The 24183-nt window shown below is 70.6% G+C and carries 23 protein-coding genes and 1 riboswitch; of the genes, 11 read left to right on the top strand and 12 right to left on the bottom strand.

Annotated elements, in window-relative coordinates:
- The first annotated feature begins 2 nt into the window (after positions 1-2).
- Both AOP72_RS10090 and AOP72_RS10085 read left to right on the top strand, forming a co-directional pair.
- Entirely contained in the window at positions 3-1016 is a 1014-nt protein-coding gene (locus AOP72_RS10090; protein WP_062135852.1) for a hypothetical protein, read from the top strand.
- Positions 1017-1064: 48 nt separating this feature from the next.
- Entirely contained in the window at positions 1065-2132 is a 1068-nt protein-coding gene (locus AOP72_RS10085; RefSeq protein ID WP_062135849.1) for an adenosine deaminase, read from the top strand.
- 30 nt (positions 2133-2162) lie between these two features.
- Here AOP72_RS10085 and AOP72_RS10080 read toward each other — a convergent pair whose 3' ends face one another.
- Positions 2163-2477, bottom strand: coding sequence for a DMT family transporter (locus tag AOP72_RS10080; protein WP_062135846.1), 315 nt, complete (start codon positions 2475-2477; stop codon positions 2163-2165).
- A gap of 11 nt (positions 2478-2488) precedes the next feature.
- Positions 2489-2551: riboswitch (guanidine-III (ykkC-III) riboswitch) on the bottom strand.
- An 88-nt stretch (positions 2552-2639) separates the two neighbouring features.
- Here AOP72_RS10080 and deoC point away from each other — a divergent pair.
- The 6 genes from deoC to AOP72_RS10050 all read left to right on the top strand — a co-directional run bounded on the left by deoC (position 2640) and on the right by AOP72_RS10050 (position 8053).
- The gene (deoC, locus tag AOP72_RS10075) at positions 2640-3332 is read left to right on the top strand and encodes a deoxyribose-phosphate aldolase (protein ID WP_062135843.1); all 693 of its coding nucleotides are present in this window, start codon (positions 2640-2642) and stop codon (positions 3330-3332) included.
- 170 nt (positions 3333-3502) lie between these two features.
- Positions 3503-4144: a hypothetical protein gene (locus tag AOP72_RS10070; protein WP_062135840.1), complete on the top strand. Its 642-nt coding sequence runs from the start codon at positions 3503-3505 to the stop codon at positions 4142-4144.
- Positions 4141-4653: an RNA polymerase sigma factor gene (locus tag AOP72_RS10065; RefSeq protein WP_062135837.1), complete on the top strand. Its 513-nt coding sequence runs from the start codon at positions 4141-4143 to the stop codon at positions 4651-4653. The genes AOP72_RS10070 and AOP72_RS10065 overlap by 4 nt, the downstream gene beginning before the upstream one ends.
- A gap of 12 nt (positions 4654-4665) precedes the next feature.
- Positions 4666-5121 carry a helix-turn-helix transcriptional regulator gene (locus AOP72_RS10060; RefSeq protein WP_062135834.1) on the top strand — a complete coding sequence of 152 codons (456 nt, stop codon included), beginning with the start codon at positions 4666-4668 and terminating at the stop codon, positions 5119-5121.
- A 10-nt stretch (positions 5122-5131) separates the two neighbouring features.
- Positions 5132-5539 carry a VOC family protein gene (locus AOP72_RS10055; RefSeq protein WP_062135831.1) on the top strand — a complete coding sequence of 136 codons (408 nt, stop codon included), beginning with the start codon at positions 5132-5134 and terminating at the stop codon, positions 5537-5539.
- A gap of 168 nt (positions 5540-5707) precedes the next feature.
- Positions 5708-8053, top strand: coding sequence for an ATP-binding cassette domain-containing protein (locus AOP72_RS10050; RefSeq protein WP_062135828.1), 2346 nt, complete (start codon positions 5708-5710; stop codon positions 8051-8053).
- 3 nt (positions 8054-8056) lie between these two features.
- Here AOP72_RS10050 and AOP72_RS10045 read toward each other — a convergent pair whose 3' ends face one another.
- From AOP72_RS10045 to AOP72_RS10035, 3 genes are all read right to left on the bottom strand, one after another.
- On the bottom strand, positions 8057-8650 hold the full coding sequence (locus AOP72_RS10045) for a SanA/YdcF family protein (protein ID WP_193746405.1): 594 nt from the start codon (positions 8648-8650) through the stop codon (positions 8057-8059).
- A gap of 75 nt (positions 8651-8725) precedes the next feature.
- The gene (locus AOP72_RS10040; RefSeq protein ID WP_062135823.1) at positions 8726-10444 is read right to left on the bottom strand and encodes a phospho-sugar mutase; all 1719 of its coding nucleotides are present in this window, start codon (positions 10442-10444) and stop codon (positions 8726-8728) included.
- Complete coding sequence (locus tag AOP72_RS10035; protein ID WP_062135820.1) at positions 10441-11241, bottom strand: purine-nucleoside phosphorylase; 801 nt, start codon at positions 11239-11241, stop codon at positions 10441-10443. Before AOP72_RS10035 ends, AOP72_RS10040 begins: the two co-directional genes overlap by 4 nt.
- Positions 11242-11355: 114 nt before the next feature.
- Here AOP72_RS10035 and AOP72_RS10030 point away from each other — a divergent pair, with 114 nt between their 5' ends.
- Positions 11356-12756: an NAD(P)H-quinone dehydrogenase gene (locus AOP72_RS10030; RefSeq protein WP_238581657.1), complete on the top strand. Its 1401-nt coding sequence runs from the start codon at positions 11356-11358 to the stop codon at positions 12754-12756.
- Positions 12757-12765: 9 nt separating this feature from the next.
- Here the strand turns inward: AOP72_RS10030 and AOP72_RS10025 are convergent, their stop codons facing one another.
- The 4 genes from AOP72_RS10025 to AOP72_RS10010 form a co-directional block, all read right to left on the bottom strand.
- Positions 12766-14823, bottom strand: coding sequence for an endonuclease/exonuclease/phosphatase family protein (locus AOP72_RS10025; protein WP_062135816.1), 2058 nt, complete (start codon positions 14821-14823; stop codon positions 12766-12768).
- Between the two features lie 30 nt (positions 14824-14853).
- Positions 14854-16641: an acetyl/propionyl/methylcrotonyl-CoA carboxylase subunit alpha gene (locus tag AOP72_RS10020; protein WP_062135803.1), complete on the bottom strand. Its 1788-nt coding sequence runs from the start codon at positions 16639-16641 to the stop codon at positions 14854-14856.
- A gap of 165 nt (positions 16642-16806) precedes the next feature.
- Positions 16807-17481: a Maf family protein gene (locus AOP72_RS10015; RefSeq protein WP_062135801.1), complete on the bottom strand. Its 675-nt coding sequence runs from the start codon at positions 17479-17481 to the stop codon at positions 16807-16809.
- Positions 17482-17683: 202 nt separating this feature from the next.
- Entirely contained in the window at positions 17684-19339 is a 1656-nt protein-coding gene (locus AOP72_RS10010; RefSeq protein WP_062135798.1) for an MFS transporter, read from the bottom strand.
- A gap of 214 nt (positions 19340-19553) precedes the next feature.
- Between AOP72_RS10010 and AOP72_RS13640 the strand changes: the two genes are divergently transcribed.
- Positions 19554-20069, top strand: a complete 516-nt coding sequence (locus tag AOP72_RS13640; protein WP_062135785.1) for a MarR family winged helix-turn-helix transcriptional regulator — start codon at positions 19554-19556, stop codon at positions 20067-20069.
- On the opposite strand, the gene AOP72_RS10000 is transcribed toward AOP72_RS13640, so the two are convergent.
- The 4 genes from AOP72_RS10000 to AOP72_RS09985 form a co-directional block, all read right to left on the bottom strand.
- A complete protein-coding gene (locus AOP72_RS10000) occupies positions 20066-20587 on the bottom strand; it encodes a MarR family winged helix-turn-helix transcriptional regulator (protein WP_062135782.1) in 522 nt (173 codons plus the stop codon). The two genes, AOP72_RS13640 and AOP72_RS10000, sit on opposite strands and share 4 nt — an antisense overlap.
- A gap of 115 nt (positions 20588-20702) precedes the next feature.
- A complete protein-coding gene (locus AOP72_RS13260) occupies positions 20703-21329 on the bottom strand; it encodes a SanA/YdcF family protein (RefSeq protein WP_062135779.1) in 627 nt (208 codons plus the stop codon).
- The gene (locus tag AOP72_RS13455; RefSeq protein WP_062135776.1) at positions 21308-21541 is read right to left on the bottom strand and encodes an acyl-CoA carboxylase subunit epsilon; all 234 of its coding nucleotides are present in this window, start codon (positions 21539-21541) and stop codon (positions 21308-21310) included. The genes AOP72_RS13260 and AOP72_RS13455 overlap by 22 nt, the downstream gene beginning before the upstream one ends.
- The gene (locus AOP72_RS09985; RefSeq protein WP_084631683.1) at positions 21538-23127 is read right to left on the bottom strand and encodes an acyl-CoA carboxylase subunit beta; all 1590 of its coding nucleotides are present in this window, start codon (positions 23125-23127) and stop codon (positions 21538-21540) included. Before AOP72_RS09985 ends, AOP72_RS13455 begins: the two co-directional genes overlap by 4 nt.
- Positions 23128-23165: 38 nt before the next feature.
- On the opposite strand from AOP72_RS09985, the gene AOP72_RS09980 reads away from it, so the two are divergent.
- Positions 23166-24023 carry a biotin--[acetyl-CoA-carboxylase] ligase gene (locus tag AOP72_RS09980; protein ID WP_062135773.1) on the top strand — a complete coding sequence of 286 codons (858 nt, stop codon included), beginning with the start codon at positions 23166-23168 and terminating at the stop codon, positions 24021-24023.
- Positions 24024-24183: the final 160 nt, after the last annotated feature.

Below are 24183 nucleotides of genomic sequence, written 5' to 3'. Positions count from 1 at the left end.
GCGTGGGCTGGACAGCCACGTCGGTGGCCGCGTCTCTCGCGGCCGCTGTCGGCCTGCGCGGGCGCTGGGCGACGCCGTACTCAGCGGCGCACGCCGCCGGTCGGGCACAGCGCGGTGGCCCGGACACCGACACCGTGTTCGCGCGCGCGTATGCGCGGCGGCGAGCCAGCGCATCGGCCGCCGACGCGAAGGCACTCGACACGGCACGCGTGACCCTGGCGGGTGATTCGGCGATCATCGAGCGCGCCGTGGCGTCGGGAGCCCCCATCACGGCGGTGGCCGGCTTCGCAGCCGCGTGGGACACGTTCCCGCGCACCGCGCAGGAGACCATTCGACGCCCGCAGGGCGCCGGGCTGGGGCACGTCCGGTTCGGCACGGTGCGCGCGGCCCAAGTGGACGAGACCACGTGCGGCGCCGCCGTGATGGCGATGATGCTGATGATGGGCGACCCGCTCGTGGCCGCGTGGCTCATGACGGGCCGCCACTTCGGCGACTACCTGCCGCGGGAGGTGCTGGCGGTCACGCTTGACGGGACCGGCTCCCGCACCATCGATGAGCGGTGGCACGCGCTCCAGCGGGTCCTGCACCACCAGACCACCCGCTCCGGACTGCTGGTCGCGCCGTGGCCGCGCGCCCTGGGGACCCCGCCGTGGCGGGTCGACGACGAGACGCGCTTCGCGGGAGTGCGATTCCGTGGCGCGGTGCTGGACGACTCCGACGCCGGCGCGGTGACCGCCGCCGTCGCCCACGCATCGGCCGCCTTGCGGGACGGAATCCCCGTGCCGCTGTACACCTCCGGAGACTCGGACGCGGGCCTTGCGACGGTGGTGCCACGGCACGTCGTGCTGCTCACGGGCCGAACCGAGCACGGATTCCAGGTCTACGAGCCCGGCTCCGGCCGCATCGTGCCGCTCGCGGAGGCCAGGCTGTTCGGTCCAGGTCCCAAGGAGCCGGCCTACGGACAGTGGACGCGCGCGAGCTGGCTCGTGCTTCCTCAGGTGCGCCGGGGCCATTGACGGGGCCTGCGGTCGGCGAGGCCACCGGCGCCCGGCTAGCCTGGACACATGAGCCTCACCCACGATGACATCATCGCCCTGCCCAAGGTCCTTCTCCACGATCACCTCGACGGCGGCCTGCGCCCCTCGACCCTGATCGAGCTGGCCGCCGAGATCGGCCACGATCTGCCCTCGACGGACCCCGATGAGCTCGCCCAGATCTTCGTCAACAACGCTAACTCGGGCGACCTGGTGCGCTATCTCGAGGCCTTCGCGCACACCACCGCCGTGATGCAGACGGAGGAGAACCTGCGCCGCGTCGCTCGCGAGGCCGTGGTGGACCTCGCTGAGGACGGCGTGATCTATGCGGAGCTTCGCTATGCGCCTGAGCAGCACGTCGCGGGGGGACTGGGCCTTCAGCAGGTCGTCGAGGCCGTCCAGGCGGGGATCCAGGAGGGCATCGGCGAGGCGGCCGAGGCCGGCCGTGTGATCCGTGCCGGCGCGCTGCTGGACGCGATGCGCCACCTCGACCGCTCCGAGGAGATCGCCGCACTGGCGATCGTCAACCGCGACCACTGCTGCGTGGGATTCGATATCGCGGGCCCCGAGCTCGGCTTCCCTGCCTCGAACCATGCCGCGGCCTTCACCGCTGCACGCGCCGCCCACCTGCCCGTCACCATTCACGCGGGAGAGGCCGACGGCGCCGACTCGGTGGGCGACGCCCTGTTCCAGGGCGCGCGCCGCATCGGGCACGGCACCCGGATCCACGAGGACATCGAGGGCTTCGGCACCGACGAGCCGGAGCTGGGCCTCATCGCGCGCCACGCGCTCGACCAGCAGATCCCGCTCGAGCTGTGCCCCACGTCGAACGTCCACACCGCTGCGGCGACCTCGATCGAGGACCACCCGATTCACGACCTGCGTGACCTCGGCTTCGCGGTGACCATCAACACTGACAACCGGCTCGTCTCGGGCGTGTCGATGTCCGGCGAGTTCGCTGCCCTCGTCGAGGCCGGCTGGACCAAGGAGGACCTGCTCGAGGCGACGCTGTCCGCTGCCTGGGGCGCCTTCTTGCCCTACGAGGAGCGCGGCGACCTCGCCGAGTTGATCCTCGAGGCCTACGGCGTCGAGCTCTAGGCCTGTCCGGCGCTCGCTGACGCTGCCGCGTCAGTGAGCGAGCTTGAGGCCCACGACGCAGACGACGATCCCCAGGATCAGCAGTGCGTTCACCAGCGAGAAGGTCTCCGCGCCTGTCGCCATCGCATAGATGACGGTCAGCGCGGCGCCGATGCCGACCCAGATCGCGTACGCGGTGCCGACCGGCAGCGTGCGCAGCGCATACGCGAGCCCTCCCATGCTGAGGATCAGCGCTGCCCCGAAGATCACGGACGGCCACAGGCGCGTGAACCCTTCGCTCCGGCTGAGCGCGGTGGCCCACACGGCTTCGAGCATTCCGGAGATGATGAGGACGAACCATGCCATGAGGTGCTCCCAGTGAGACGTCTTGTCGCGTTCCGGGTACGTCGCCTCGTCCGGGAGCCGGGATCCGGCTCTGAGAGACGAGGATCGCACGCCGCCGTGCGGGTAGCAAGTGGCGCGCCCGCGTAGGCTGGAGGCAGCCCAGACCACCCCTAGGAGGAACCCATGGCACTCTCTCGTGACGAGCTCGCGCAGTACGTCGACCACACTCTGCTGAAGCCGGAGGCCACGCCAGCCGACGTCAAGGCGCTGATCGCCGAGGGTGCCGATCTGGGCGTCTTCTCCGTGTGCGTCTCCCCGTCGATGCTTCCGGTCGACGTCCCCGACGGGCTCGCCGTCGCGGTGGTGTGCGGATTCCCCTCTGGCAAGCACCACTCGTCCGTCAAGGCCGCCGAGGCCGCGCTGAGCATCGCTCAGGGCGCCGATGAGATCGACATGGTGATCGACATCGCCGCGGCCAACGAGGGCCGGTTCGACGACGTGGAGGCCGACGTGGCCGCCGTGCGCGGCGCGGTCCCCGAGGGCAAAATCCTCAAGGTCATCATCGAATCCGCCGCGCTGTCGGATGAGGCGATCGTGGGCGCCTGCCGCGCGTCAGAGTCGGCTGGTGCCGACTTCGTGAAGACGTCGACCGGCTTTCACCCCGCCGGCGGGGCCTCGGTCGAGGCGGTGCGGCTGATGGCGGAGACCGTGGGCGGACGTCTGGGAGTCAAGGCCTCTGGCGGCGTTCGGACGGCCGAGGCGGCCCTCGCGATGATCGACGCCGGCGCTACCCGTTTGGGCCTCTCGGGCACGCGCGCGGTGCTGGACGGCCTCGACGGCACGTCGGTCCCCGCGACCGAGCCGGCCGGCTACTAACCCCCGTTCCTCCGCCCCGCCCTCTCCTCCCGCCTTAGCGTCCCAGTGGGCGCTGAGCGTCGGTCTTGGCGCGCCCGAGAATCCTGGAGAGCGCTCAGTGTCGCCCTTTCGTCAGAATGCTGCGGTCCGGACATGTACCTGGTGAAGGCACACTTCACGAGGAGGACGACATGACCGACAGTCGCGACCACGAGCTCGACGCGAAGCTGAACGCTTCCGTGCCGGTGACCACGCATCGGACGCGCGAGCGAGACGATGCGCTCCGCGCCATGGTCGCGGCCACGCGCCCCAAGCGACGGTTGCGGCCGCGCATGGGCGTGGCTATCGCGGGCGGCATCGCCCTCGTCGGCGCCGGCGGAGTCGCGGCGGCCGATGCGCTGGGTTGGACGTCCTGGTGGGCGGACGATGCGGTCAACGAGGTGACCTACACCCTGCCGAGTGGCGCTGTGTGCGAGGGGATCCTCGGCAACTTCCGCGGCACCTCGGAGGAGGTGGAAGCGGCGGAGGAGTTCATGGCGCAGCCCGACCTCTTCGACAGCGTCGATGTCGAGACACACTACGCCGATGCCCGTGCCGCGAACTACGTCGCCACTCTCGATGACGGCACCGAGGTGGACGCCGGCCCGGGCACGCCGTACTGGTCGGCGGACGATCGCTACGCCGACGCGGTGGGCCTCGCCACCTCGGTTGCGCTGCACGACCACCTCAGGGACTTGGGTGTGCTCGAACGCCTGAGCTACGAGGCAGAGAGCCGCTGTCCCGGCTCCGTCCCCGCCGAGCTGCGGGCCCGCGAGATCCGGAGCGACTGGTGAGCCGAGTGAGCGAGCGCCTCGAGGCAGCCGTTCGCGCGAACTCGGACGATCTCCTCGCCTACCTCGAACGACGCGTCGGGATCGACGATGCGCCCGACACGCTCGCTGAAGTCATGACCGTCGCCTGGCGGCGCGCCAAACACCTCCCCACCTTGCCGGTCGAGGCGCGCATGTGGCTCTTCGGCATCGCACGCAACGTGGTCTCCAATGCCGCCCGCACGAGGATCCGTCGCACGCGCCTCGCAGACCGGCTGCGTGAGGTCGCGTCTGCCGCGTCGATGCCCGCCGCCGACGACGGCGTCGAGGTTCGCGAGGCCATCGCCGCGCTCGACACAGACCTGTCAGAGATCGTGCGACTGCGCCACTGGGAGGGCTTCAGCCTCGCGGAGATCGCCAGCATCCTCGACGAGCCAGCCTCCACGGTACGCAGCCGCTACGCCAAGGCGCGCGACCTGCTGGCCACCGCACTCGCGGACGCCGAACCCCAGGCGACCCCACGACTCAGGTGAGACGATGGCCGGGTGAGCAGCGCATCGGCCCTCCCTCGCGATGCCGCCGCGCGCCCCGCGGAGCTCGCGCGCCTGCGCCGAGTTCGCGACCGGATCGACCGCGAGCACGCGCAGCCGCTCGATGTCGAGGAGCTGGCCCGCGGCGAACACATGGCCGCGGGCACGCTCAGCAGGCGCTTCAAGGAGGCCTTCGGCGAGACCCCGTATTCGTACCTCATGACACGGCGGGTGGAGCGGGCGATGGCGCTGCTGCGGCGCGGCGACGTTACGGTGACCAACGCGTCCCTCGCCGTGGGCTCATCTTCCCCCGGCACGTTTTCAACCCGCTTCACGGAGCTCGTGGGGCTCTCGCCGAGCGAGTACCGTGCGCGTGCCGCGGACTCGCCTGTGGACCTGCCCACCTGCGTCATCAAGCACGCCGTACGGCCGGTCAGGAATCGAGAAGCGGCGACCGCGCTCCCGGCGTAGCTTGAACGGCATGGACCTCTCGATACAGCACACGTTCATCCCGCACACCGACCCCGAGGCCTCGCTGGCGTTCTACCGTGATGCGCTCGGATTCGAGGTCACCAACGACGTCGGCTCCGGCACGATGCGCTGGATCACCGTGGGCCCGCCCGCCGGTGGCAGCACTATCGTCCTCACGCCGCCCTCAGTCGATCCCGGCATCACCGACCAAGAACGCCAGACCATCGCCGAGCTGATGGCCAAGGGTGCGTACGCCGCGATCGTGCTCGCCACCCCCGACGTCGACGCGGTGTTCGCCGCCGTCGAGGCCTCCGGCGCCGAGGTGGTGCAGGAGCCCGCGGATCAGCCGTATGGCGTGCGCGACTGTGCGTTCCGCGACCCGGCCGGCGCAATGGTCCGCATCCAACAGCGCAGCTAGCCCCGCCCCGCCTCACCCGCCTTAGCGCCCCAGTGGGCGCTCAGTGTCGCCCATCGACCACGCGTGAATCCTGCCGAGCGCTCAGTGCCGCGCGCTCACCGAGCCGGCCCTCGCATCGGCCTGGCACAATCGGATCCTGGCGCCGGCCGCGCCCCGGGAAGGACCACCATGACGGACCATGTTGCGGACAGGCACGACCTCATCAAGGTGCGCGGCGCTCGCGAGCACAACCTGAAGGATGTGAGCGTCGACATTCCCAAGCGGCGCCTCACGGTGTTCACCGGGGTCTCGGGATCGGGAAAGAGTTCGCTGGTATTCGGCACCATCGCCGCCGAGTCGCAGCGGATGATCAACGAGACCTACCCCGCGTTCGTGCAGGGATTCATGCCCAGCATGGACCGGCCCGATGTCGACGTGCTCGAGGGGCTCACCACCGCGATCATCGTCGACCAGGAGCGGATGGGGGCGAACGCGCGCTCCACGGTGGGGACCGCCACGGACACGAACGCGCTGCTGCGGATCCTGTTCAGCCGGCTCGGCCAGCCTCACGCGGGCTCCCCGAACGCATACTCGTTCAACGTCCCGTCGGTGAAGGCCGCCGGCGCCATCACGATCGAGCGTGGGGGCAAGAAGACGGAGAAGGTCGCCTTCACGCAGACGGGCGGCATGTGCCCCCGATGCGACGGCATGGGCCACGTCACCGACATCGACCTGACGCAACTGCTCGATGAGACGAAGTCGCTCAACGACGGCGCCATCACCGTGCCTGGATATACGGCCGACGGCTGGTACGTCCGCATCTTCACTGCGGTCGTCCCTGCCCACAAGCCCATCAAGGACTTCACCACGAAGCAGCGCGAGGAGTTCCTCTACGCCGATCCGCGCAAGATCACGTTCGACAACATGAACATGACGTACGAGGGCCTGGTCCCCAAGATCCAGAAGTCGATGCTGTCCAAGGACAAGGAGTCGATGCAGCCGCACATTCGTGCCTTCGTGGAGCGCGCGGTGACCTTCCAGACATGCCCGGAGTGTGAGGGCACGCGGCTCTCCGAGGGCGCGCGGGCGTCCAAGGTCGCAGGCATCTCGATCGCCGATGCGTGCGCCATGCAGATCTCGGAGCTCGCGCAGTGGGTGGCTCGGCTCGATGAGCCGTCGGTCGCGCCGCTGCTCGCAGCGTTGGGCGACACGCTCGACTCGTTCGTCGAGATCGGGCTCGGGTACCTCTCGCTCGACCGTCCCACCGGCACGCTGTCCGGCGGGGAGTCGCAGCGCACCACGATGGTCCGCCACCTGGGCTCCTCGCTCACCGACGTCACCTACGTCTTCGACGAGCCGACCATCGGCCTGCACCCGCACGACATCCAGCGCATGAACGGGCTGCTGCTCCGGCTGCGGGACAAGGGCAACACGGTCCTGGTGGTCGAGCACAAGCCCGAGGTGATCGCGATCGCAGACCACGTGGTGGACCTGGGGCCGCACGCCGGTGCGGCGGGCGGGCAGATCGTCTTCGAGGGCACAGTCGAGGCCTTGCGCGACGCGGGCACGCTCACCGGCCGCCATCTGGGTGACCGTGCGGCGCTTAAGACCACGGTGCGGACAGGGGCCGGCGCCATCGAGGTGCGGGCGGCCGATGCGCACAACCTCCAGTCGGTCGACGTGGACATCCCCACAGGCGTGCTGACCGTCGTGACCGGGGTCGCCGGCTCCGGCAAGAGCTCCCTGATTCACGGCTCCGTCGCGGGGCGCGACGGCGTCATCGCGATCGACCAGACCGCGATCCGGGGCTCTCGACGATCCAGCCCCGCGACCTACACGGGGCTGCTGGAACCCATCCGCAAGGCGTTCGCCAAGGCGAACGGCGTGAAGCCGGCCCTGTTCAGCGCCAACTCGGAGGGGGCGTGCCCCACGTGCAAGGGGTGGGGCGTTATCGAGACCGACCTGGGGCCCATGTCGACGGTCACGACCACGTGTGAGGAGTGCGGCGGCAAGCAGTTCCACGCCGCGGTGCTTGAGCTGACTCTCGGCGGACGCAACATCCACGAGGTGCTGTCGATGTCCGTCGACGAGGCCGAGGGGTTCTTCGCCGACGGCGACGCCAGGACGCCGGCCGCACACAAGGTGCTGTCGCGGCTCGCCGAGGTGGGACTGGGGTATCTGACGCTCGGACAGCCGCTGACGTCGCTCTCCGGCGGCGAGCGGCAACGCCTCAAGCTGGCGGTGTCCATGGCCGACGACGGCGGCGTCTACATTCTCGATGAGCCCACGTCGGGGCTCCACCTGGCGGACGTCGAGCAGCTGTTGGGGCTCCTCGACCGCCTGGTGGACGGGGGAAAGACTGTCATCGTCATCGAGCACCACCAGGCCGTGATGGCGCATGCCGACTGGATCATCGACCTGGGTCCCGGTGCGGGCCACGACGGCGGACTGGTGGTGTTCGAGGGCACCCCGGCGCAGCTCGTCGCCGACGCGTCGACGCTCACGGGCCAGCACCTCAAGGAGTACGTCGGCTAGTCGTCAGCCGGATGCGGCCCCGCGCCCGGTCCACTGGTCGAGCACCGCCTTCGCGGTGGCCGGAATCTCGCGAACGTTGCCGATGACGGTGGACTTGGTGAGCCGCACGCTGGGGTACCGACCCTGGGTGAGCAGGCCCTCCTGCTCGCACAGCCACACCGCGCGTGGCTCATGGAACTCCTGGGTCGCCACGACCACTGACGACGCTCCGTAGACGTCGCGGGCGCGCTCGCATGAGGAGTATGTGTCCAGCCCGAGGGGGTCCTCGGTGATCGCGCTCGGCGGCACTCCCATCTCCTCGGCCACCTGGCGCATCACGGCAGGCTCGCCGAAGCCCGACGAGTCATCGCCGTCGCCACTCATGATCAGCGCGTCCACGTCGCCTGCCGTGTACAGCGCGACACCGATCTCGACGCGCTCGCGGAGGAACCGTGACGGGGTGCCGTCCTCGTACACGCGCGCGCCTAGGATCAAGGCGGCGTCGGCGTGTTCGACGGCCGTGCCGGCGGGTGCGATCTGGGCCGCGGTGGCGATCCGGGTGAAGGCCCAGGGGGCGGTGCCGAGAACGATCAGCAGGACGGCGGACGCGATGCCCACGCGCACACGACCGCGGAGGCGGCCGCGAGACAGGGGCCCCGGCCGACGATCGCGACTGTCCGCCTTGGCCATGCGCTAGACGCCGAGCGCCTTGCGCACGTCCGCCTCGAGGCTCTGCATCGCCTGGTCGGCCGATGCGCGGGCCGCGTCCACGTCTGCGTCCACGGGGGCCACGACCTCCAGGTACGCCTTGACCTTGGGCTCCGTGCCAGACGGGCGAATGATCACTCGCGCCCCCGACTCCGTGGCCAGATGCAGACCATTGGTGGGGAGCAGCCCCTGGAAGCCGTCATTCATGTCGTCCGTCGACGTCACGGTCGACCCGCCGAGCGACGCTGGCGGGTCCGCGAGCAGACGGGTCATCAGCGCAGGGATCTCGGCGACGTCCGCGAATCGCGCCGAGACCTGACGAGTCAGGTAGACGCCGTGCGCACGGGCGAGGTCGTCGATGGCGTCCGCCAGCGTGCGGCCCTCGGCCTTGAGCTCCGCCACCAGGTCCGCGACCATGACCGCGGCGGTGAGGCCATCCTTGTCGCGCACCAGGTCCGGCGCCACGCAGTAGCCCAGCGCCTCTTCGTAGCCGTAGACCAGGCCCGGCTCGCGGCCGATCCACTTGAACCCCGTGAGGGTGTTCGCGTGCGCGAGGCCGTGCCGCTCGGCGATCCGGGCGAGCTGCTGGGAGGACACGATCGAGTTGGCGAGGACCGCCGTGGCCGAGCCGCCCTGGCGCTCCACGCGCTGCGCCACCCGCTCTCCCAGAAGCGAGCCGACGACGTCGCCATGAAGCATGCGCCACTCGCCGTCGATGACTGTCGCGACGGCGGCACGGTCCGCGTCGGGGTCGTTCGCGATGACCACGTCGGCGCCCAGCTTCTCCGCGAGCGCGAGTGACAGGTCGATCGCGCCGGGCTCCTCGGGGTTGGGGAAGTCGACGGTGGGGAAGTCGGGGTCGGGCTCCGCCTGCTCGGCCACGGTGTGGAGATCCGTGAAGCCCGCGGCACGCAGCGTGGCCTCGACGGTGTCGCCGCCTACGCCGTGCAGCGGAGTGAGGACGATGCGGATGGCGGCCCGTGCGTCCGCGTCGGCGTCCGCGGGAGCGCCTGCGACGGAGGCAGCCGCCGCCACGTAGTCGTCGACGATGTCGTCGTCCAGGGTCGTCCACCCCGCCTCGGCGCGCGGCACCGACGCGACTGTGTCGACGGCCGCGATGCGGGAGGCGATCTCGGCGTCGTACGGCGGCACGATCTGTGCGCCTTGGCCATCTCCGGTGACGGCGCGGCCGCCCAGGTAGACCTTGTAGCCGTTGTCTTGAGGGGGGTTGTGAGAGGCGGTCACCATGACTCCGGCATCGGCCCCGAGGGCGCGCGTCGCATAGGCGAGCACCGGCGTGGGAAGGGTCCGCGGCAGCAGCATCGCCTCGTGACCGGCGCCCGTCATGACGGCGGCGGTGTCGATGGCGAACTGGCGCGAACCGTGGCGGGCGTCGTAGCCGATCGCCACCCGGGCCGGGCCCTCGATGCCGATCTCGACCAGCGCGTCGGTCAGGTACCGGGCGAGGCCGGCGGCGGCGCGGATCACGACGGCGCGGTTCATGCGGTTCGGCCCGGCTCCGATGCGGCCGCGAAGGCCGGCAGTGCCGAACTCCAGGGGCCCGCGGAATCGGTCCGCGAGGTCGGCGCTCGCTTCAGCGTCACCCGCCCGATGCGCGGCCAGCACGGCCTCCAGCTCGGCGCGGGCAGCGGCGTCGGGATCGTCGGCGATCCATGCCTCGGCGAGGTCGACCACGTCGGTCATCGCATGCCCTCCACGATGTCGGCCAGCAGTCGCGAGATGCGCGGACCCGACGAGGACCCCACGTCGAGCACCTCCTGATGGTTGAGGTTCTCCCCGCCGATGCCAGCGGCGAGGTTGGTGACCAGCGACAGGCCCAGGATCTCGAGGCCGGCTTCGCGGGCCGCGATCGCCTCGAGGGCGGTGGACATGCCCACGAGGTCCGCGCCCAGGATGGTCGCCATGCGCACCTCTGCGGGGGTCTCGTACTGCGGCCCCGAGAACTGGATGTAGACGCCGCTGGGCAGCTCGGGGTCGATCGACAGCGCGAGGTCGCGCAGTCGAGGCGAGTACGTCTGCGTCATGTCGACGAAGGTCGCGCCCTCGAGCGGCGTCGCGCCCGTCGCGTTGATGTGGTCCGACATGAGCACCACGGAGCCGGGGCCCACCTCGGGACGGGTCGAGCCGCAGCCGTTGGTGATGACCAGCTGCGTGCAGCCGGCGGCGGCTGCCATGCGGACCGCGTGCGCGACCTTGCCGGCGTCGCGCACTTGGTAGTAGTGCTGGCGGGCGCCGAGCACCAGCACGTGGCGGCCGTCCTCGGTGCGCAGCGCGCGCATATCTGCAGAGTGGCCGGCGACCGCGTGGGCGTCGAAACCGGGGAGATCTGCGGCGGGCACCGAGGCGATCTGTTCCCCGATGAGGTCGGCTGCGCCGCCCCAACCGGAGCCTAGGATCAGGGCGATGTCGAAGCGGTCGACGCCGGTCGCGGCGCGCAGGGACTCGGCGGCCTCGGAGGCTCGGGTAGATGCATCAGTCATGACTCGAGACTATCGCCGGACGGCGGCCCTCACCTCCCGATTCGCGGGCGTGGACCGGCGCGCGAGACCGTCGGCGCGGTTGGGACGCGCCCCCGTGTGAGTGAGAATGGGCGGATGGCGACTCGCATGGTGATCATCGGTGGCGGACCGGGCGGATACGAGGCGGCGCTGGTCGCCGTCAAGGAGGGGGCAGAGGTGGTGCTCATCGAGCGCCAAGGCCTCGGTGGCAACGCGGTTCTCACTGATGTGATGCCCTCCAAGACCGTGATCGCCACGGCTGAGTGGCGCACCATCGCTGACCGCGCGCCACAACTGGGCATCCGCGATGCCGACGGCTCCGGCGCGCGTGAGTTCGCAGAGCACGTGGTGGACCTGGCGGCCGTGAACGAGCGTGTGCGCAAGCTCGTGCTGAAGCAGTCTCACGACATCGCGACGCGCATGGCGACGAACGACATTCAGGTGATCGACGGTGAGGCGCGACTGCTGAGCTCCACGCAGGTCGAGGTCGACGGCGAGGTGATCGAGGCCGACGCCGTGCTGATCGCCACCGGCGCGCGCCCCCGCACCCTGCCCACAGCGGAGCCGGACGGCACACGGATCCTCACCTGGACGCAGTTGTACGACATCGATGCTCTCCCCGAGCACCTCATCGTGGTCGGTTCCGGCGTCACGGGCGCCGAGTTCGCGGGCGCATACCGACTGCTCGGCTCGGACGTGACGCTGATCTCCTCAGGCGACCGGGTCCTGGCGACCCAGGACCCCGAGGCGGCGGACCTGATCCAGGAGATCTTCGCGGCGCGGGGCATGACGGTGATGGGCAACTCGCGCGCCGCGTCAGTGGAGAACACCGGGGACGGGGTGCGCGTCACTCTGACGGATGGCCGCGTGGTCGAGGGCACGCACTGCCTGATGGCCGTCGGCTCCGTGCCGAATACTCATGGCATGGGGTTGGAGGAGGCCGGCGTCGAACTCGACGAGCGCGGGTACGTCAGGGTCGACCGCGTCTCGCGGACGACCGCTCGTGGCGTGTATGCCGCCGGTGACTGCACTGGCGTCCTTCCGCTCGCCTCAGTCGCCGCGACCCAGGGCCGCATCGCGATGGCGCACGCGCTCGGCGATGCGGTGCACCCTCTCGACCTGAGCACCGTCGCCGCGAACGTGTTCACCGCGCCGGAGATCGCGTCGGTGGGAGCGACCGAGGCCGAGCTCGTCGAGCGGGGCATCTTCTACGAGGTCTCACGGCTCGACCTGGCCCGCAATCCGCGCGCCAAGATGCTCGGAATCGACACGGGCTTCGTGAAGATCTTCGGCCACACAGTGACCGGCCAGATCCTCGGCGCCGTGATCGTCGGATCCCGCGCGGGCGAGCACATCTTCCCCTTGTCGCTTGCCGTCGCGCATCACCTCACGGTGGACGACGTCGCCTCCGCCTTCACCGTCTACCCATCGTTGTCGGGCACCATCTCCGAGGCTGCCCGCCGGCTGCACCACATGCAGGAGCCCGGCCAGCACTGACGAGGGTGGCTACTCGCTCGCTGACTCGGAGGGGGTGGGAGAGGCCGACGCGTTCGGCGACGCCGACGTGGACGGGATCGGAGCGGGCTGCACCTCGTTGAGGTCGGCCTCGGGCTCCGTGGGCGCCACGGCTCCCGTGGCGGCGCGCGCGGTCAGCGGCCAGTGGTCCGACCACGGCAGAGTCCTCAGCTCGAACTCCGTGAACTCGACGCTGCGGCCGAACAGGTAGTCGATCAGCGCCGCCTGCTCGCCGGTCAGGTCGGGGCCCACGTAGGTGGGGCCGGTCACCCCCAGTTCGCCCTGGGCGCTCACGAACCCTGCGTCCACCATCGCCTGGTGCGCGGCGTCTCCCGGCTCGGCATTGAAGTCGCCGCCGACGACGGTGGGCTGGAGGCCCGCGAGCCAGTCGGTGAGCTCCTGCGCCTGGGCGAGCCGGGTCGCGTCCGCCTCGTCGGTGGACTGCAGGTGCGTGGACACGAAGGTCGCTCCCATGAAGTCGACGGCGAGCGCACTGCGTTGCTGGGGTCCCTCGCCGAACGGCAGTTCCAGAGTGCGGGGCTCGGAGTGCGGGCGCGACGTGAAGATGGCGTTGCCGAACTGGCGGTCGTGCGCGGGAGCGTACGAGTACGGAAGATTCAGCTCTCCCGCGAGGTACTCCAGCATGTCCGTTCCGCCGCCGAGCAGCGATCCGCGCTGCACCTCTTGGAGCATCGCGACGTCGGTGCCGTCCAGGGCGGCGGCGACCTCGTCGAGGTCCACGCGTGGGCCGCCGCCGGCCTCGTGGGTGACACCGAAGTGCAGGTTCCACGACGTCACGTAGGGGGCCTGGATGAAGTCGGCGGAGTAGATTCGCGGCTGTTCGTACGTCACGTGCGTCCACGCGCCCACGCCGACCGCGGCGACCACGCCCACTGCCGCGGCGAGGGGCACGCCCGGCGCGATCCAGCCGAACGGTGCACCTGCATTGCCCACGCGTGAGGACGGAGTCGCGGACGCATCGTCCGCTGGGGATCGTGTGCTCGCCGGCCGCGCTCGTGCCGCGTGCGCCGTCCCAAACCCGAACAGCAGTCCAGCCGCGACGGCCGGAACGGTGAACGGCGGCAGGGGCAATGGCATGTCGTAGTCGAGCTGGATCAGCAGGACGGGTCCGATCATCGCGAGTCCGAACACGAGCGCGGCGAGGAGCCGGCGTCCGGCAGTGCTGGGTGCCGGGCGAAGCACATGGGCGGCGGACAGGGCGGTCGCGGCGGTCGCGGCGGGCAGGGCGATGGCCGCGGCGGTTCCCGCGCTGGTCATCACGAAGGCGAGCGCTACCACGCCGGCTCCCGCGATGACCAGCGTGACTACGGGGGAGACTCGGTGGACCTGGGCGGCGAGACCCGCCGCCACGCACAGGGAGACGACTGTGATGATGACGCCAGCGGACATGCGCAGGTCGGTCTGGGCGTTCACCCAGGCGACATTGGCGAAGGCGAACCCGAGCAGCGACCAGTACAGACCGAGAGCCCACCACCCACGCGATGAGGGTGCAGGCTCGAGAGTGCGGCACAGCGACCCGGCGACGATCGCGAGCACCGCGACCGTGCCCAGCGCGATCCAGCCCTGCAGGTCCTCGCGCCAGACGGCGTCCCACGTCCGCAGCACGGTGTGCTCCAGCACCGCTGCGGCAGCTCCCAGCGACGTCCCCGCGAGCGCGGTTCCGGACCCGCCGTTGCCGAGTGCGACCCGCGCCGCCATCACCACGCCGGCGATCGCGAACGCGACCAGGTATAGGCCTGCGGCGATCAGCCACCCACCCGAGATGAACGGCAGGCCGAGCCGCAGCACGGCGAGCACGCCGACGAGGTAGAGCACCACGACGCCGTGGCCGAAGTGGCGCCCGACCATGGCGGCGAGCCATGCCAGCACACCGCCGCCTGCGAAGGTGCCGACGGCCGCGGCGACGACCAGCGTGAGCGAGTCGTCGTAGAGCGCGGAGAGCAGGGGACCGGCGGTGCGGACCGAGTCGAGCAGGAGCCACGACGCGACCGCGACGAGGAAGAGCGCACGACGCTGAGCGGAGACCATAGGGGACACGCTACCGGGCCGCGCGGGGGGTCACGGGGCGTCGGCGATATCGCAGATGAGGGTGCCGGAGCTCACGGACGCGCCCACGGCGTGCTGGAGGCCCGTCACGACGCCGTCCTTGTGGGCCAGCAGAGGCTGTTCCATCTTCATCGCCTCGAGCACCACGATGAGGTCGCCTTCGGCCACGGTGTCGCCCTCGGCGACGGCGATCTTCACGATGGTGCCCTGCATGGGCGAGGCGAGCGTCGAGCCCGACGCCGGCCGCGAGGAGCCATGGCCGGAGCGGCGGGCGCTGCGGCGCGCGGGAGCCCCGCGGCGGGCGCCTGCGCGGCCGGCCTGCGCGAGCGAGGCGGGCAGCACGACCTCGAGCCGCTTGCCCCCGACCTCGACGACCACGCGCTCCGTGGCCTCGGCCTCAGGCGCGTGGTCGGCGCCGGCGCCGGCACCGCCGAGCTCCGCAATGGTGTCGGCGAAGTCGGACTCGATCCACGTGGTGTAGACGCCGAAGCGCCCGGACGCAGCCGTGAACTCCGGGGCGTCCAGCACGGCGCGATGGAAGGGAAGCACGGTGGGGATGCCCTCGACCGCCATCTCGGCCAGCGCACGACGGGCCCGCGCGATCGCCTGCTCGCGGGTGGAGCCGGTGACGATCACCTTCGCGATCATCGAGTCGAAGTTGCCGGATACCGTGTCGCCCTCACGCACGCCGGCGTCGATCCGCACGCCCGGGCCGCTCGGGAACCGCAGCGTGTGGAGGCGTCCGGGTGACGGCATGAAGTTCATGGCCGGGTTCTCGCCGTTGATGCGGAACTCGATCGAGTGACCGCGCACCGTCGGCGCGAGGTCCGAGATCTCCTCGCCCGCCGCGATGCGGAACTGCTCGCGCACGAGGTCCACGCCGGTGACCTCTTCGGTCACGGGGTGCTCGACCTGCAGCCGGGTGTTGACCTCGAGGAAGGAGATGGTGCCGTCGACGCCCACCAGGAACTCGCATGTGCCGGCGCCTTCGTAGCCGGCCTCGCGCAGGATCGCCTCGCTCGAACGGACGAGCGTGGCGTTCTGCTCGTCCGTCAGGAACGGCGCGGGGGCCTCTTCGACCAGCTTCTGGTGGCGACGCTGCAGCGAGCAGTCACGCGTGGAGACCACGACGACGTTGCCGTGCCGGTCCGCGAGGCACTGGGTCTCGACGTGACGGGGGCGGTCGAGGAACCGCTCGACGAAGCACTCGCCGCGCCCGAACGCCGCGACGGCCTCGCGCGTGGCGGAGTCGAACATCTCAGGGATCTCCTCCCGGGTGCGAGCGACCTTGAGCCCGCGGCCGCCGCCGCCGAACGCCGCCTTGATCGCCACCGGCAGTCCGAACTCGTCGGCGAAGGCGATCACCTCATCCGCGTTCGCGACCGGATCCTTGGTGCCCGGCACCAGCGGGGCGCCGGCACGCTGCGCGATGTGCCGCGCGGAAACCTTGTCTCCCAGGGCGTCGATCGCGTCGGGCGAGGGGCCGATCCACGTGAGTCCCGCGTCGATGACCGCCCGCGCGAAGCCCGCGTTCTCCGCGAGGAAGCCGTAGCCGGGGTGGATGGCCTGCGCGCCGGAGCGCAGCGCGACGTCGATGAGGCGCGGGATGTCGAGGTAGGTCTCGGCGGCGGTGGAGCCACCCAGCGCGTACGCCTCGTCCGCGAGGTGCACGTGCGGCGCGTCGCGATCAGGCTCGGCGTACACCGCGATGGAGGTCAGCCCCGCGTCCGCACACGCGCGGATCACTCGGACGGCGATCTCGCCGCGATTGGCGATCAGGACAGAGGAGAAGGCAGACACGTCACTCACCGTAGCGCCTGCCCGCCGAGGGTCCGGGGTTGCCGGGTGGGCGTAGGGGGAACTTTGGTGGCCGGACTAAGGCCCTGGGTGCTTGGTTGTCGATAGTCCACAACGAACTTGGTGATTCCTTGGGTTACGGACGCGTAGGTTGTGCCGTGTCCACAATCATCCCGAGTGCCGCAACTCGTGGATGTCGACACCGAGGCCACGCAGCAGGCGGCGCAGGAGCGGCAGCGACACCCCCACCACCCCGTGGAAGTCGCCGTCGATGCGCTCGACGTAGGGGCCTCCCAGTCCGTCCACGGTGAAGGCGCCGGCGACGTTGAGCGGCTCGCCGGTGGCGACGTATGCGTCGATCTCACGATCCGACAGGTCCGCGAAGTGCACCACGGTCGACGAGGTGTCGCCCGCGAGCGTCGGCTGGCCTGTCTCTTCGCGCCGCTCGAGCCGGTTGTCGACGAGTGCGTGGCCGCTGTGCAGCACGCCGTCGCGTCCCCGCATCGCGCGCCACCTCTCCCGGGCCACCTCCGGCGTGCCGGGCTTGCCCAGGATCTCTCCGTCGAACTCCAGCATCGAGTCGCAGCCGAGCACGATCGCGTCCGGCGAGTGACGCGTCACGACGTCGTCGGCCTTGGCGCGCGCCAGCAGGTATGGCTGGTCCGCGAGGCTGAGGGGTAGCCCGATGCCGGCGCGCGCCCGCTCCTCGAACGTCGTGCGCACGTGCGCCAGCACCGCGTCCTCGTCGACGTGCGACACGATGACCTGGGGCTCGATGCCGGCGGAGCGCAGCGTCGCGAGGCGCGCAGGCGACTGAGAGGCGAGGACGAAGGGGACCACCATGGAGACAGGCTAGTGGCGGCTTCATGCCGCGACGACAGTCTCGTCCGAGGTGCGGGTCGGCGGGCGCTCGCGGCCGGGCGGTCGGCCCTGTGCGGCGCCGTGCGCATGCGAGACCCGGCTGGGCGGGAGCGTGGCGACCGTCACGCTCCCACCCGCGTCGTGGTTCGCCGTGTGCCCCGAGGCGGAGTGAGTCCTGAGTCTCCTACTGCGACGTGGAGGCGGCCGATGCGGGGGCGGGTTCCTCGGCCTCGGCACCCCGGGCGCTGCCCGGCTCAGCAGACAAGGACTTGTCGCCTCGCGGAAGGGCGATCAGCATGAGGATCGCCGTGCCGACCGCGATGAGCGCCGAGATCGCCATGGCGTACTGGTTGGCATCCATGAACGCCTCTTGGGCCGCGAAGGCGACCTGTGCTGCCGCATCGGCCACCGTGCCGCCGCCCGTGCTCATCTGGTCGGTGACCGCGATCGCGCCCGCGAGCGAGTCGCCCACCGCGGCGCCCGCCTCCGCGGGCAGGTCCTCGGCTACGGAGGAGATGTTCGAGGAGTACTGATTCGCAATCAGCGAGCCCAGCACTGCAATCCCGAGCGACGCGCCCAGCTCGCGGGTGGTGTCGTTCATGGCGGAGCCCATGCCGGACCGGTTCCGGGGCACTGACGACATCATCATGTTGGTCGCCGGGGTCATCACCATCGCCATGCCGAGAGTGATGAGCGACATGGCGATGAGGAAGTCCCAATACGCCGGGATGGTGGGCCAGGTGGTCATCAGTCCGAACCCGCCAGCGATGATCAGCAGGCCGGGGATCACGGTCCAGCGAGTGCCGAACCGTTCGACAACCCGAGGCACCATCGGCCCCACGATCATCATGGGCAGCATCGCGGGGATGAAGGCGAGCGACGTGATCAGGGAGTTGTAATCCATCACCAGCTGGAAGATCTGGGTCATGCCGAAGAAGGCGCCCATCATCGCGAAGAACGTGAGCGTCACCGAGATGACGGACAGCGTGAAGCGCGAGCTGCGGAACAGGCTCAGGTCGAGCATGGGGTGCGTGGCGCGCAGCTCCCACCAGATGAAGGCGGCGAGCGAGGCAGCGCCCACGACGGCGGCGACGATGGTCACGGTGTCGTCGAAGCCGTGCGACGGCGCTTCCATGATCGTGTAGACGATGCCGGCGAGGGCCGTCGTAATGAGGGCGCCGCCGGTCCAGTCCACGGGGGTGACCTTCTCGTCCACGGACTCCGGCACGATGCGCGCGGTGACCACGAGCGAGACGACGCCGAATACGGCGCCGAGCAGGAACGCCGAGTGCCAGTCGAAGAAGTGCAGCAGCACGCCCGTCAGCACGGAGCCGATCATCATGCCCACGCCGGCGACGGCAGCCCAGATCGCGATGGCCCGCGGGCGTTCCTTCGAGGGGAACACGACGTTGACCAATGACAGGGTGGTGGGCATCACGAGCGCGCCGCCGATGCCCATGACCGCGCGGGATGCGATGAGCTCGGCTCCGGTGGAGGCGAAGAAAGGTGCGTACAGGGACGCGAGCACGAAGATGGCGAGGCCCACCATCATGGTGCGCTTGCGGCCGTAGCGGTCCGCGATCGCGGCGGCGATGAACAGCAGCGCCGCGAACACGAGGGCGAACGCCTCCACGACCCACGTCAGCTCAAGCTGGGTGAGAGAGAAGTCGACCGCGAGATCCGGCAGAGCCAGGTTGAGGCTCATGTTCGCGATCATCGCGGTCATCAGCCCCAGGCACAGCGTGGCGAGGATCGCCCAGCGGCGGCGGAACGTGCGTTCGGAGATGCCTTCGGCGAGAGCGTCGTCGAGGGTGACGGGCGTGGTGGCAGGGGTGGGCAAGGCGCGCCTCCAGGAGGAGAAGGGTGGGGACCCCGTCGGCGGGGACGTGCATCAGAATACTTCGTGTGAGGCGAACTATCAACCACCGGTACGTCACGCACGGATGCGCGGCGACTTCCTGCGTGGGCCCGTGCCCGGTAGGTTCGGTGCACATCGCGCGCCGCCTGGCGTGCAGTCATGCGCAATCGAGACCGAGGGGGCGGAGGTGGCGGGGATGGCACAGCAGGATCGGGACCGCGCATCTCTGGAACAGCGCATCGTCGCCCTGCAGGGCTCACTCATGCGGGCGCAGATGCGCAGCCAGGCCGAGGCGCTGATCGACCAGCACCTCACGCTCGCCCAGTTCCGCGCGATCCTCTTCATCCACGCCCACCCGGGGCGCCCCACGGCCGAGGTCGGCGCCTTCGTCGGCGTCCGCCCCAACATCGCGACAGGAGTCGTGCAGCGGCTCGTCGACCGCGGGTGGGTGTCGCGCGAGCGTCACCCCGAGGACGGACGGGTGCGCCTGCTGAGGCCCACCGCCGCAGGGCGAGAGTTCGTGGACGCGGTCGTCGCCGAGGTGGAACGCGACTTCGTGACACGGCTGGCCGCGCTGTCGGTGGACCAGCTCGACGCACTCGAGGGGATCCTCACGACTCTCGGCGTGGCGGCGGCGCCGGACGGCGACACCGCTGCGCCCGGCACCGCGTCCTTCATCGCGGCACCGGGGGCCGATGCGGGGGAGGCTTAGGCCTCGACCTGCGCCTCCAGGTCTGCGTCCAGGCTGGAGCACTGCTCGGCAACCTCGGCGGGGAGCAGTGCCGTCAGCACGTGCGTGAGTGCCTCCCGATGCTCGACAGGCACGCGATCCAGCAGGGTGGCGCGGATGATCCGCGTGTATTCGCCGCGCGAGCGCTCGACGACGTCCGCGCCACTGTCCGTCAGCACGGCCCAGTTGGCGCGGCGATCGTGATCGCACGTGGTGCGTTCCACGTAGCCTGCGTTCTCCAGACGCGTGATCGAGTGGGACAGCCGTGACAGCGAGGACTCGTGCGCGCGTGCGATCTGTGCGAGCTGCAGGCGTCTGCCCTCTTGGTGCGACAGCGCATCGAGCACGGTGTACTGAAAGTGGTTGAGTCCCGTCGCGGCCCGCAACTGCTCGTCGAGCGATGCGGGAACGGTCGACAGCACGGCGGAGAACCGTCGCCACATCAACTCCTCAGCGGCGGTGAGTGCCGTCGAGGGCGCGGGGGCAACCTCGGCTGTCATGAACTGATTCTAGCCGGTTGAGGCTTCAACGGATATGCCGAGCGCGATCGGGGATCTCCACCGTGGCCGGCGCGACCGCGCCGGCCACTCCTGTGCTGGGTCTCCCGGTCTGGATCTAGCGGTCCGCCTGCGCCATCCGGTCGCGCGCGATCTCGATGGCTGCCTTCCACGTCGCGGGAAGCTCGCGGGCGTAGCCGAACGCGGTGTGCCCGCGCAGCATGACGGCCGGGTGCGCGCCCTGCGCGTTCAGGCCGACGCTCCGACACAGCCACATCGCGCGCGGCAGGTGGAACTCCTGCGAGCACACGATCACTGACGTCAGCCCCAGGCGCTCTCGCGCATTCAGCGCGGAGGCACGCGTGTCATGCCCTGACGGATCGCGGAGGAGATCAGTAGCCGGCACGCCGAGCTCGAGCGCCGTGCGTTCCATGGCCGCGGTCTCGTCGAGCCCCTCGCGGTTCGACGCGGCTCCGGTCAGGACCAGCCTCGGCACCAGGCCGCGCTCGTAGAGCGTGACGGCCGCCTCGACCCGCTGACGCAGAAAGAGGGACGGACGCCCGTCCTGCCAGACCCGCGCACCCAGCACGAGCGCCGCATCGGCCGGACGGAAGTCACCGGTGGACGCGGGGGCGCGGTCACCGAACGTCGTCGCGCGCGCGAACAGTTGAGGCGCCGCCCCCGCGAGGGCGGCGGCCGCGCCGAGCGCGAGCAGCTGGCGGCTCACCGCAGCGAGGTGCGCCACGCCGCCCCGCCGCGCGCGAGGGGCAACGAGTGGTGCTGGCCGCGCATGGTCCGCGAGCGGTCCATCCAGGCAGAGGTGGGAGCGCCCGGCTCTGGCTCCTCGTCCGCTGCCGAGGCGATCGCGGCCATGCCGGCGACGAGCGCCGCCACTTCCGAGTCGTCCGGCGATCCGCGCAGGACGCGCAGGCCGGAGTCCGGCGCCTCGTTCGTCACAGCGGCACGTTCCCGTGCTTCTTGGGCGGCAGGGATGCGCGCTTGGTCCGGAGCGCCCGCAGGGAGCGCACGATGTGCGCGCGCGTCTGCGACGGCTCGATGACGGCGTCGACGTAGCCGCGGTCGGCGGCGTCATACGGGTTCACGATCTGATCCTCGTACTCGGCGGTGAGACGGGCCCGCTCGGCCTCGACGTCTCCACCCTCCTCGGCGACCTTCGCGAGGGCGCGCCGCTGCAGGATGTTCACCGCTCCGCCCGCGCCCATCACCGCGATCTGCGCCGTCGGCCAGGCGAGGTTGACGTCCGCACCCAGCTGCTTGGACGCCATGACGATGTACGCACCGCCGTAGGCCTTGCGGGTGATCACGGTGACGAGGGGCACGGTCGCCTCGGCGTAGGCGTAGATGAGCTTCGCTCCGCGACGGATGATGCCCTGGTGCTCCTGGTCGACGCCCGGGAGGAAGCCAGGCACGTCCACGAAGGTCAGCACCGGGATGTTGAACGCGTCGCACGTGCGCACGAACCGCGCCGCCTTCTCGGAGGCGTTGATGTCGAGCGTGCCCGCCATCGCCTGCGGCTGGTTCGCCACGATGCCCACCGAGTGGCCCTCGACGTGGCCGAAGCCCACGATGACGTTCGGAGCGAACAGGGGCTGGATCTCGAAGAACTCCCCGTCATCCAGCACGGTCTGCACCACGGTGGACATGTCATACGGCTGGTTGTCCGAGTCCGGCACGATGGAGTCGAGCGCAGTGTCGTCCTCAGTGACCTCGAGATCTGCCTCGTGCTCCCACGAGGGCGGGTCGGAGAGGTTGTTCTGCGGCAGGTACTGGAGCAGGTGCTGGACGTACTCGATCGCGTCGTCCTCGTCGGAGGCGAGGTAGTGAGCGACGCCGGACTTCGCGTTGTGCGCGTGGCCGCCGCCCAAGTCCTCGAAGGTCACGTTCTCGCCGGTGACGGACTTGATGACGTCGGGGCCCGTGATGAACATCTGCGACGTGCCGTCGGCCATCACGATGAAGTCGGTGAGAGCGGGGGAGTACACCGCGCCGCCCGCCGAGGGGCCGAGGATGATCGAGATCTGGGGGATCACCCCGGAGCTGGCCACGTTGCGGCGGAAGATCTCTGCGAACTGGGTGAGCGCCGCGACTCCCTCTTGGATCCGTGCGCCGCCGCCGTCCAGGATCCCGATCATCGGGACGCCGGTGCGCAGCGCGAAGTCCTGGATCTTGGCGATCTTGCCGCCATGGACCTCGCCCAGCGATCCGCCGTACACGGTGAAGTCCTGCGAATAGACGGCGACCTGGCGGCCGTCGATGGTGCCGTAGCCGGTGATCACGCCGTCGCCGTGAGGGCGGTTCGACTCGAGCCCGAAGTTGCGGCTGCGGTGGCGGGCGAGGGCATCGAGCTCGACGAACGACCCATCGTCGAGCAGCTGCTCGACGCGCTCGCGTGCCGACTTCTTGCCGCGCGCGTGCTGCTTGTCCTGCGCCGTGGCCTCGCGCTGAGTGACGGCGTCGTCGAGCTTGCCGCGCAGGTGTTCAAGGGCGCCTGCCGTGGACTTGGTGGGCTGTTGGTCCGACACGTTCCTCCTCAAGGAAATCTGCCCGTTAGCCTAGCCGGGTGATCCTCCCCTCGCCCGCAGATGTGGCCGCGTCCCGTGAGCCGCTGACGACGGCACAGCTGGCCGGGATCGTGGGGCCCACCCGCCAACTGTCGCGGCTCGACGTGGTCGAGTCCTCACCGTCCACCAACACGGCCCTGCTGAGGGCAGTGGCGGAGTCGCCCGAGCAATGGCCGCACCTCAGCGGCATCGTCGCCGATCACCAGACCGCGGGGCGGGGCCGCGCGGGACGCGAGTGGGCCACTCCCCGTGGCGCTGCGCTGACGGTGAGCCTCGTGCTGCGGCCCCAGACGATCGCGCCCGAAGCACTGGGCTGGGCACCGCTGGTCGCAGGGCTCGCGACGGTGCGCGCCCTGCGCGACTGCGGCGTGGGCGCCTATCTCAAGTGGCCCAACGACGTGGTCGTCGAGGCGGGAGCGAAGGACATCCCCGGCTGGGGCCGGTGGCGCAAGGTCGTGGGCATCCTGTGCGAGGGGGTGCCCGGTCAGCGCGCCGTGGTCGCGGGCATCGGCATCAACGTGTCGCAGTCGTCCGCCGAGCTGCCCGTGCCGCACGCCGCCTCGCTCGCGACCCTGGGAGCCACGGACCTGGACCGGGTGCGCCTGATGCGTGCGCTGGCCGCCCATGTGCGCGACGCCGTCGCGGCGTGGGAGGGCGAAGCAGACGGCGACGGCATCCGCGCCGAGGTCGAGCGCGTGTGCGCGACGATCGGCTGGGACGTCGCGGTCGATGTGCCCGACGGCGTGCCGGTGACGGGCCGCGCGGTCGGCCTGTCAGGAGCCGGCGCGCTGCTGGTCGACATCGGCGCCGAGGTGCGCGAGGTGCTCGCGGGCGACGTGCGCGTGCGCCGCGCCTGACCCGACCCCGCCCCCTGTCTCGCGCCACCACTTCCGCGCCTTAGCGCCCTGGTGCACGCCCAGCGTCGTCTTCGAGCGTGCGCGGGATCCTGGGGCGCGTTCAGTGTCGTCGGCGGAGGGGCCGACGCGAGTGCCCCGGCGCCCAATGTCACAGAACGGT

Source organism: Demequina aestuarii (assembly GCF_000975095.1).
GTDB classification, from domain to species: domain Bacteria; phylum Actinomycetota; class Actinomycetes; order Actinomycetales; family Demequinaceae; genus Demequina; species Demequina aestuarii.
This window is presented reverse-complemented; position numbering and strand designations above follow the sequence as displayed.

Coding starts and splice junctions, on each gene's coding strand:
- AOP72_RS10025 (WP_062135816.1), bottom strand. CDS start 14,823: ATGGTCTCCGCTCAGCGTCGTGCGCTCTTCCTCGTCGCGGTCGCGTCG.
- AOP72_RS10040 (WP_062135823.1), bottom strand. CDS start 10,444: ATGACCGACGTGGTCGACCTCGCCGAGGCATGGATCGCCGACGATCCC.
- AOP72_RS10070 (WP_062135840.1), top strand. CDS start 3,503: ATGACCGACAGTCGCGACCACGAGCTCGACGCGAAGCTGAACGCTTCC.
- AOP72_RS10080 (WP_062135846.1), bottom strand. CDS start 2,477: ATGGCATGGTTCGTCCTCATCATCTCCGGAATGCTCGAAGCCGTGTGG.
- AOP72_RS13640 (WP_062135785.1), top strand. CDS start 19,554: ATGGCACAGCAGGATCGGGACCGCGCATCTCTGGAACAGCGCATCGTC.
- AOP72_RS10035 (WP_062135820.1), bottom strand. CDS start 11,241: ATGACTGATGCATCTACCCGAGCCTCCGAGGCCGCCGAGTCCCTGCGC.
- AOP72_RS10050 (WP_062135828.1), top strand. CDS start 5,708: ATGACGGACCATGTTGCGGACAGGCACGACCTCATCAAGGTGCGCGGC.
- AOP72_RS10055 (WP_062135831.1), top strand. CDS start 5,132: ATGGACCTCTCGATACAGCACACGTTCATCCCGCACACCGACCCCGAG.
- AOP72_RS10015 (WP_062135801.1), bottom strand. CDS start 17,481: ATGGTGGTCCCCTTCGTCCTCGCCTCTCAGTCGCCTGCGCGCCTCGCG.
- deoC (WP_062135843.1), top strand. CDS start 2,640: ATGGCACTCTCTCGTGACGAGCTCGCGCAGTACGTCGACCACACTCTG.
- AOP72_RS10085 (WP_062135849.1), top strand. CDS start 1,065: ATGAGCCTCACCCACGATGACATCATCGCCCTGCCCAAGGTCCTTCTC.
- AOP72_RS10030 (WP_238581657.1), top strand. CDS start 11,356: ATGGCGACTCGCATGGTGATCATCGGTGGCGGACCGGGCGGATACGAG.
- AOP72_RS10000 (WP_062135782.1), bottom strand. CDS start 20,587: ATGACAGCCGAGGTTGCCCCCGCGCCCTCGACGGCACTCACCGCCGCT.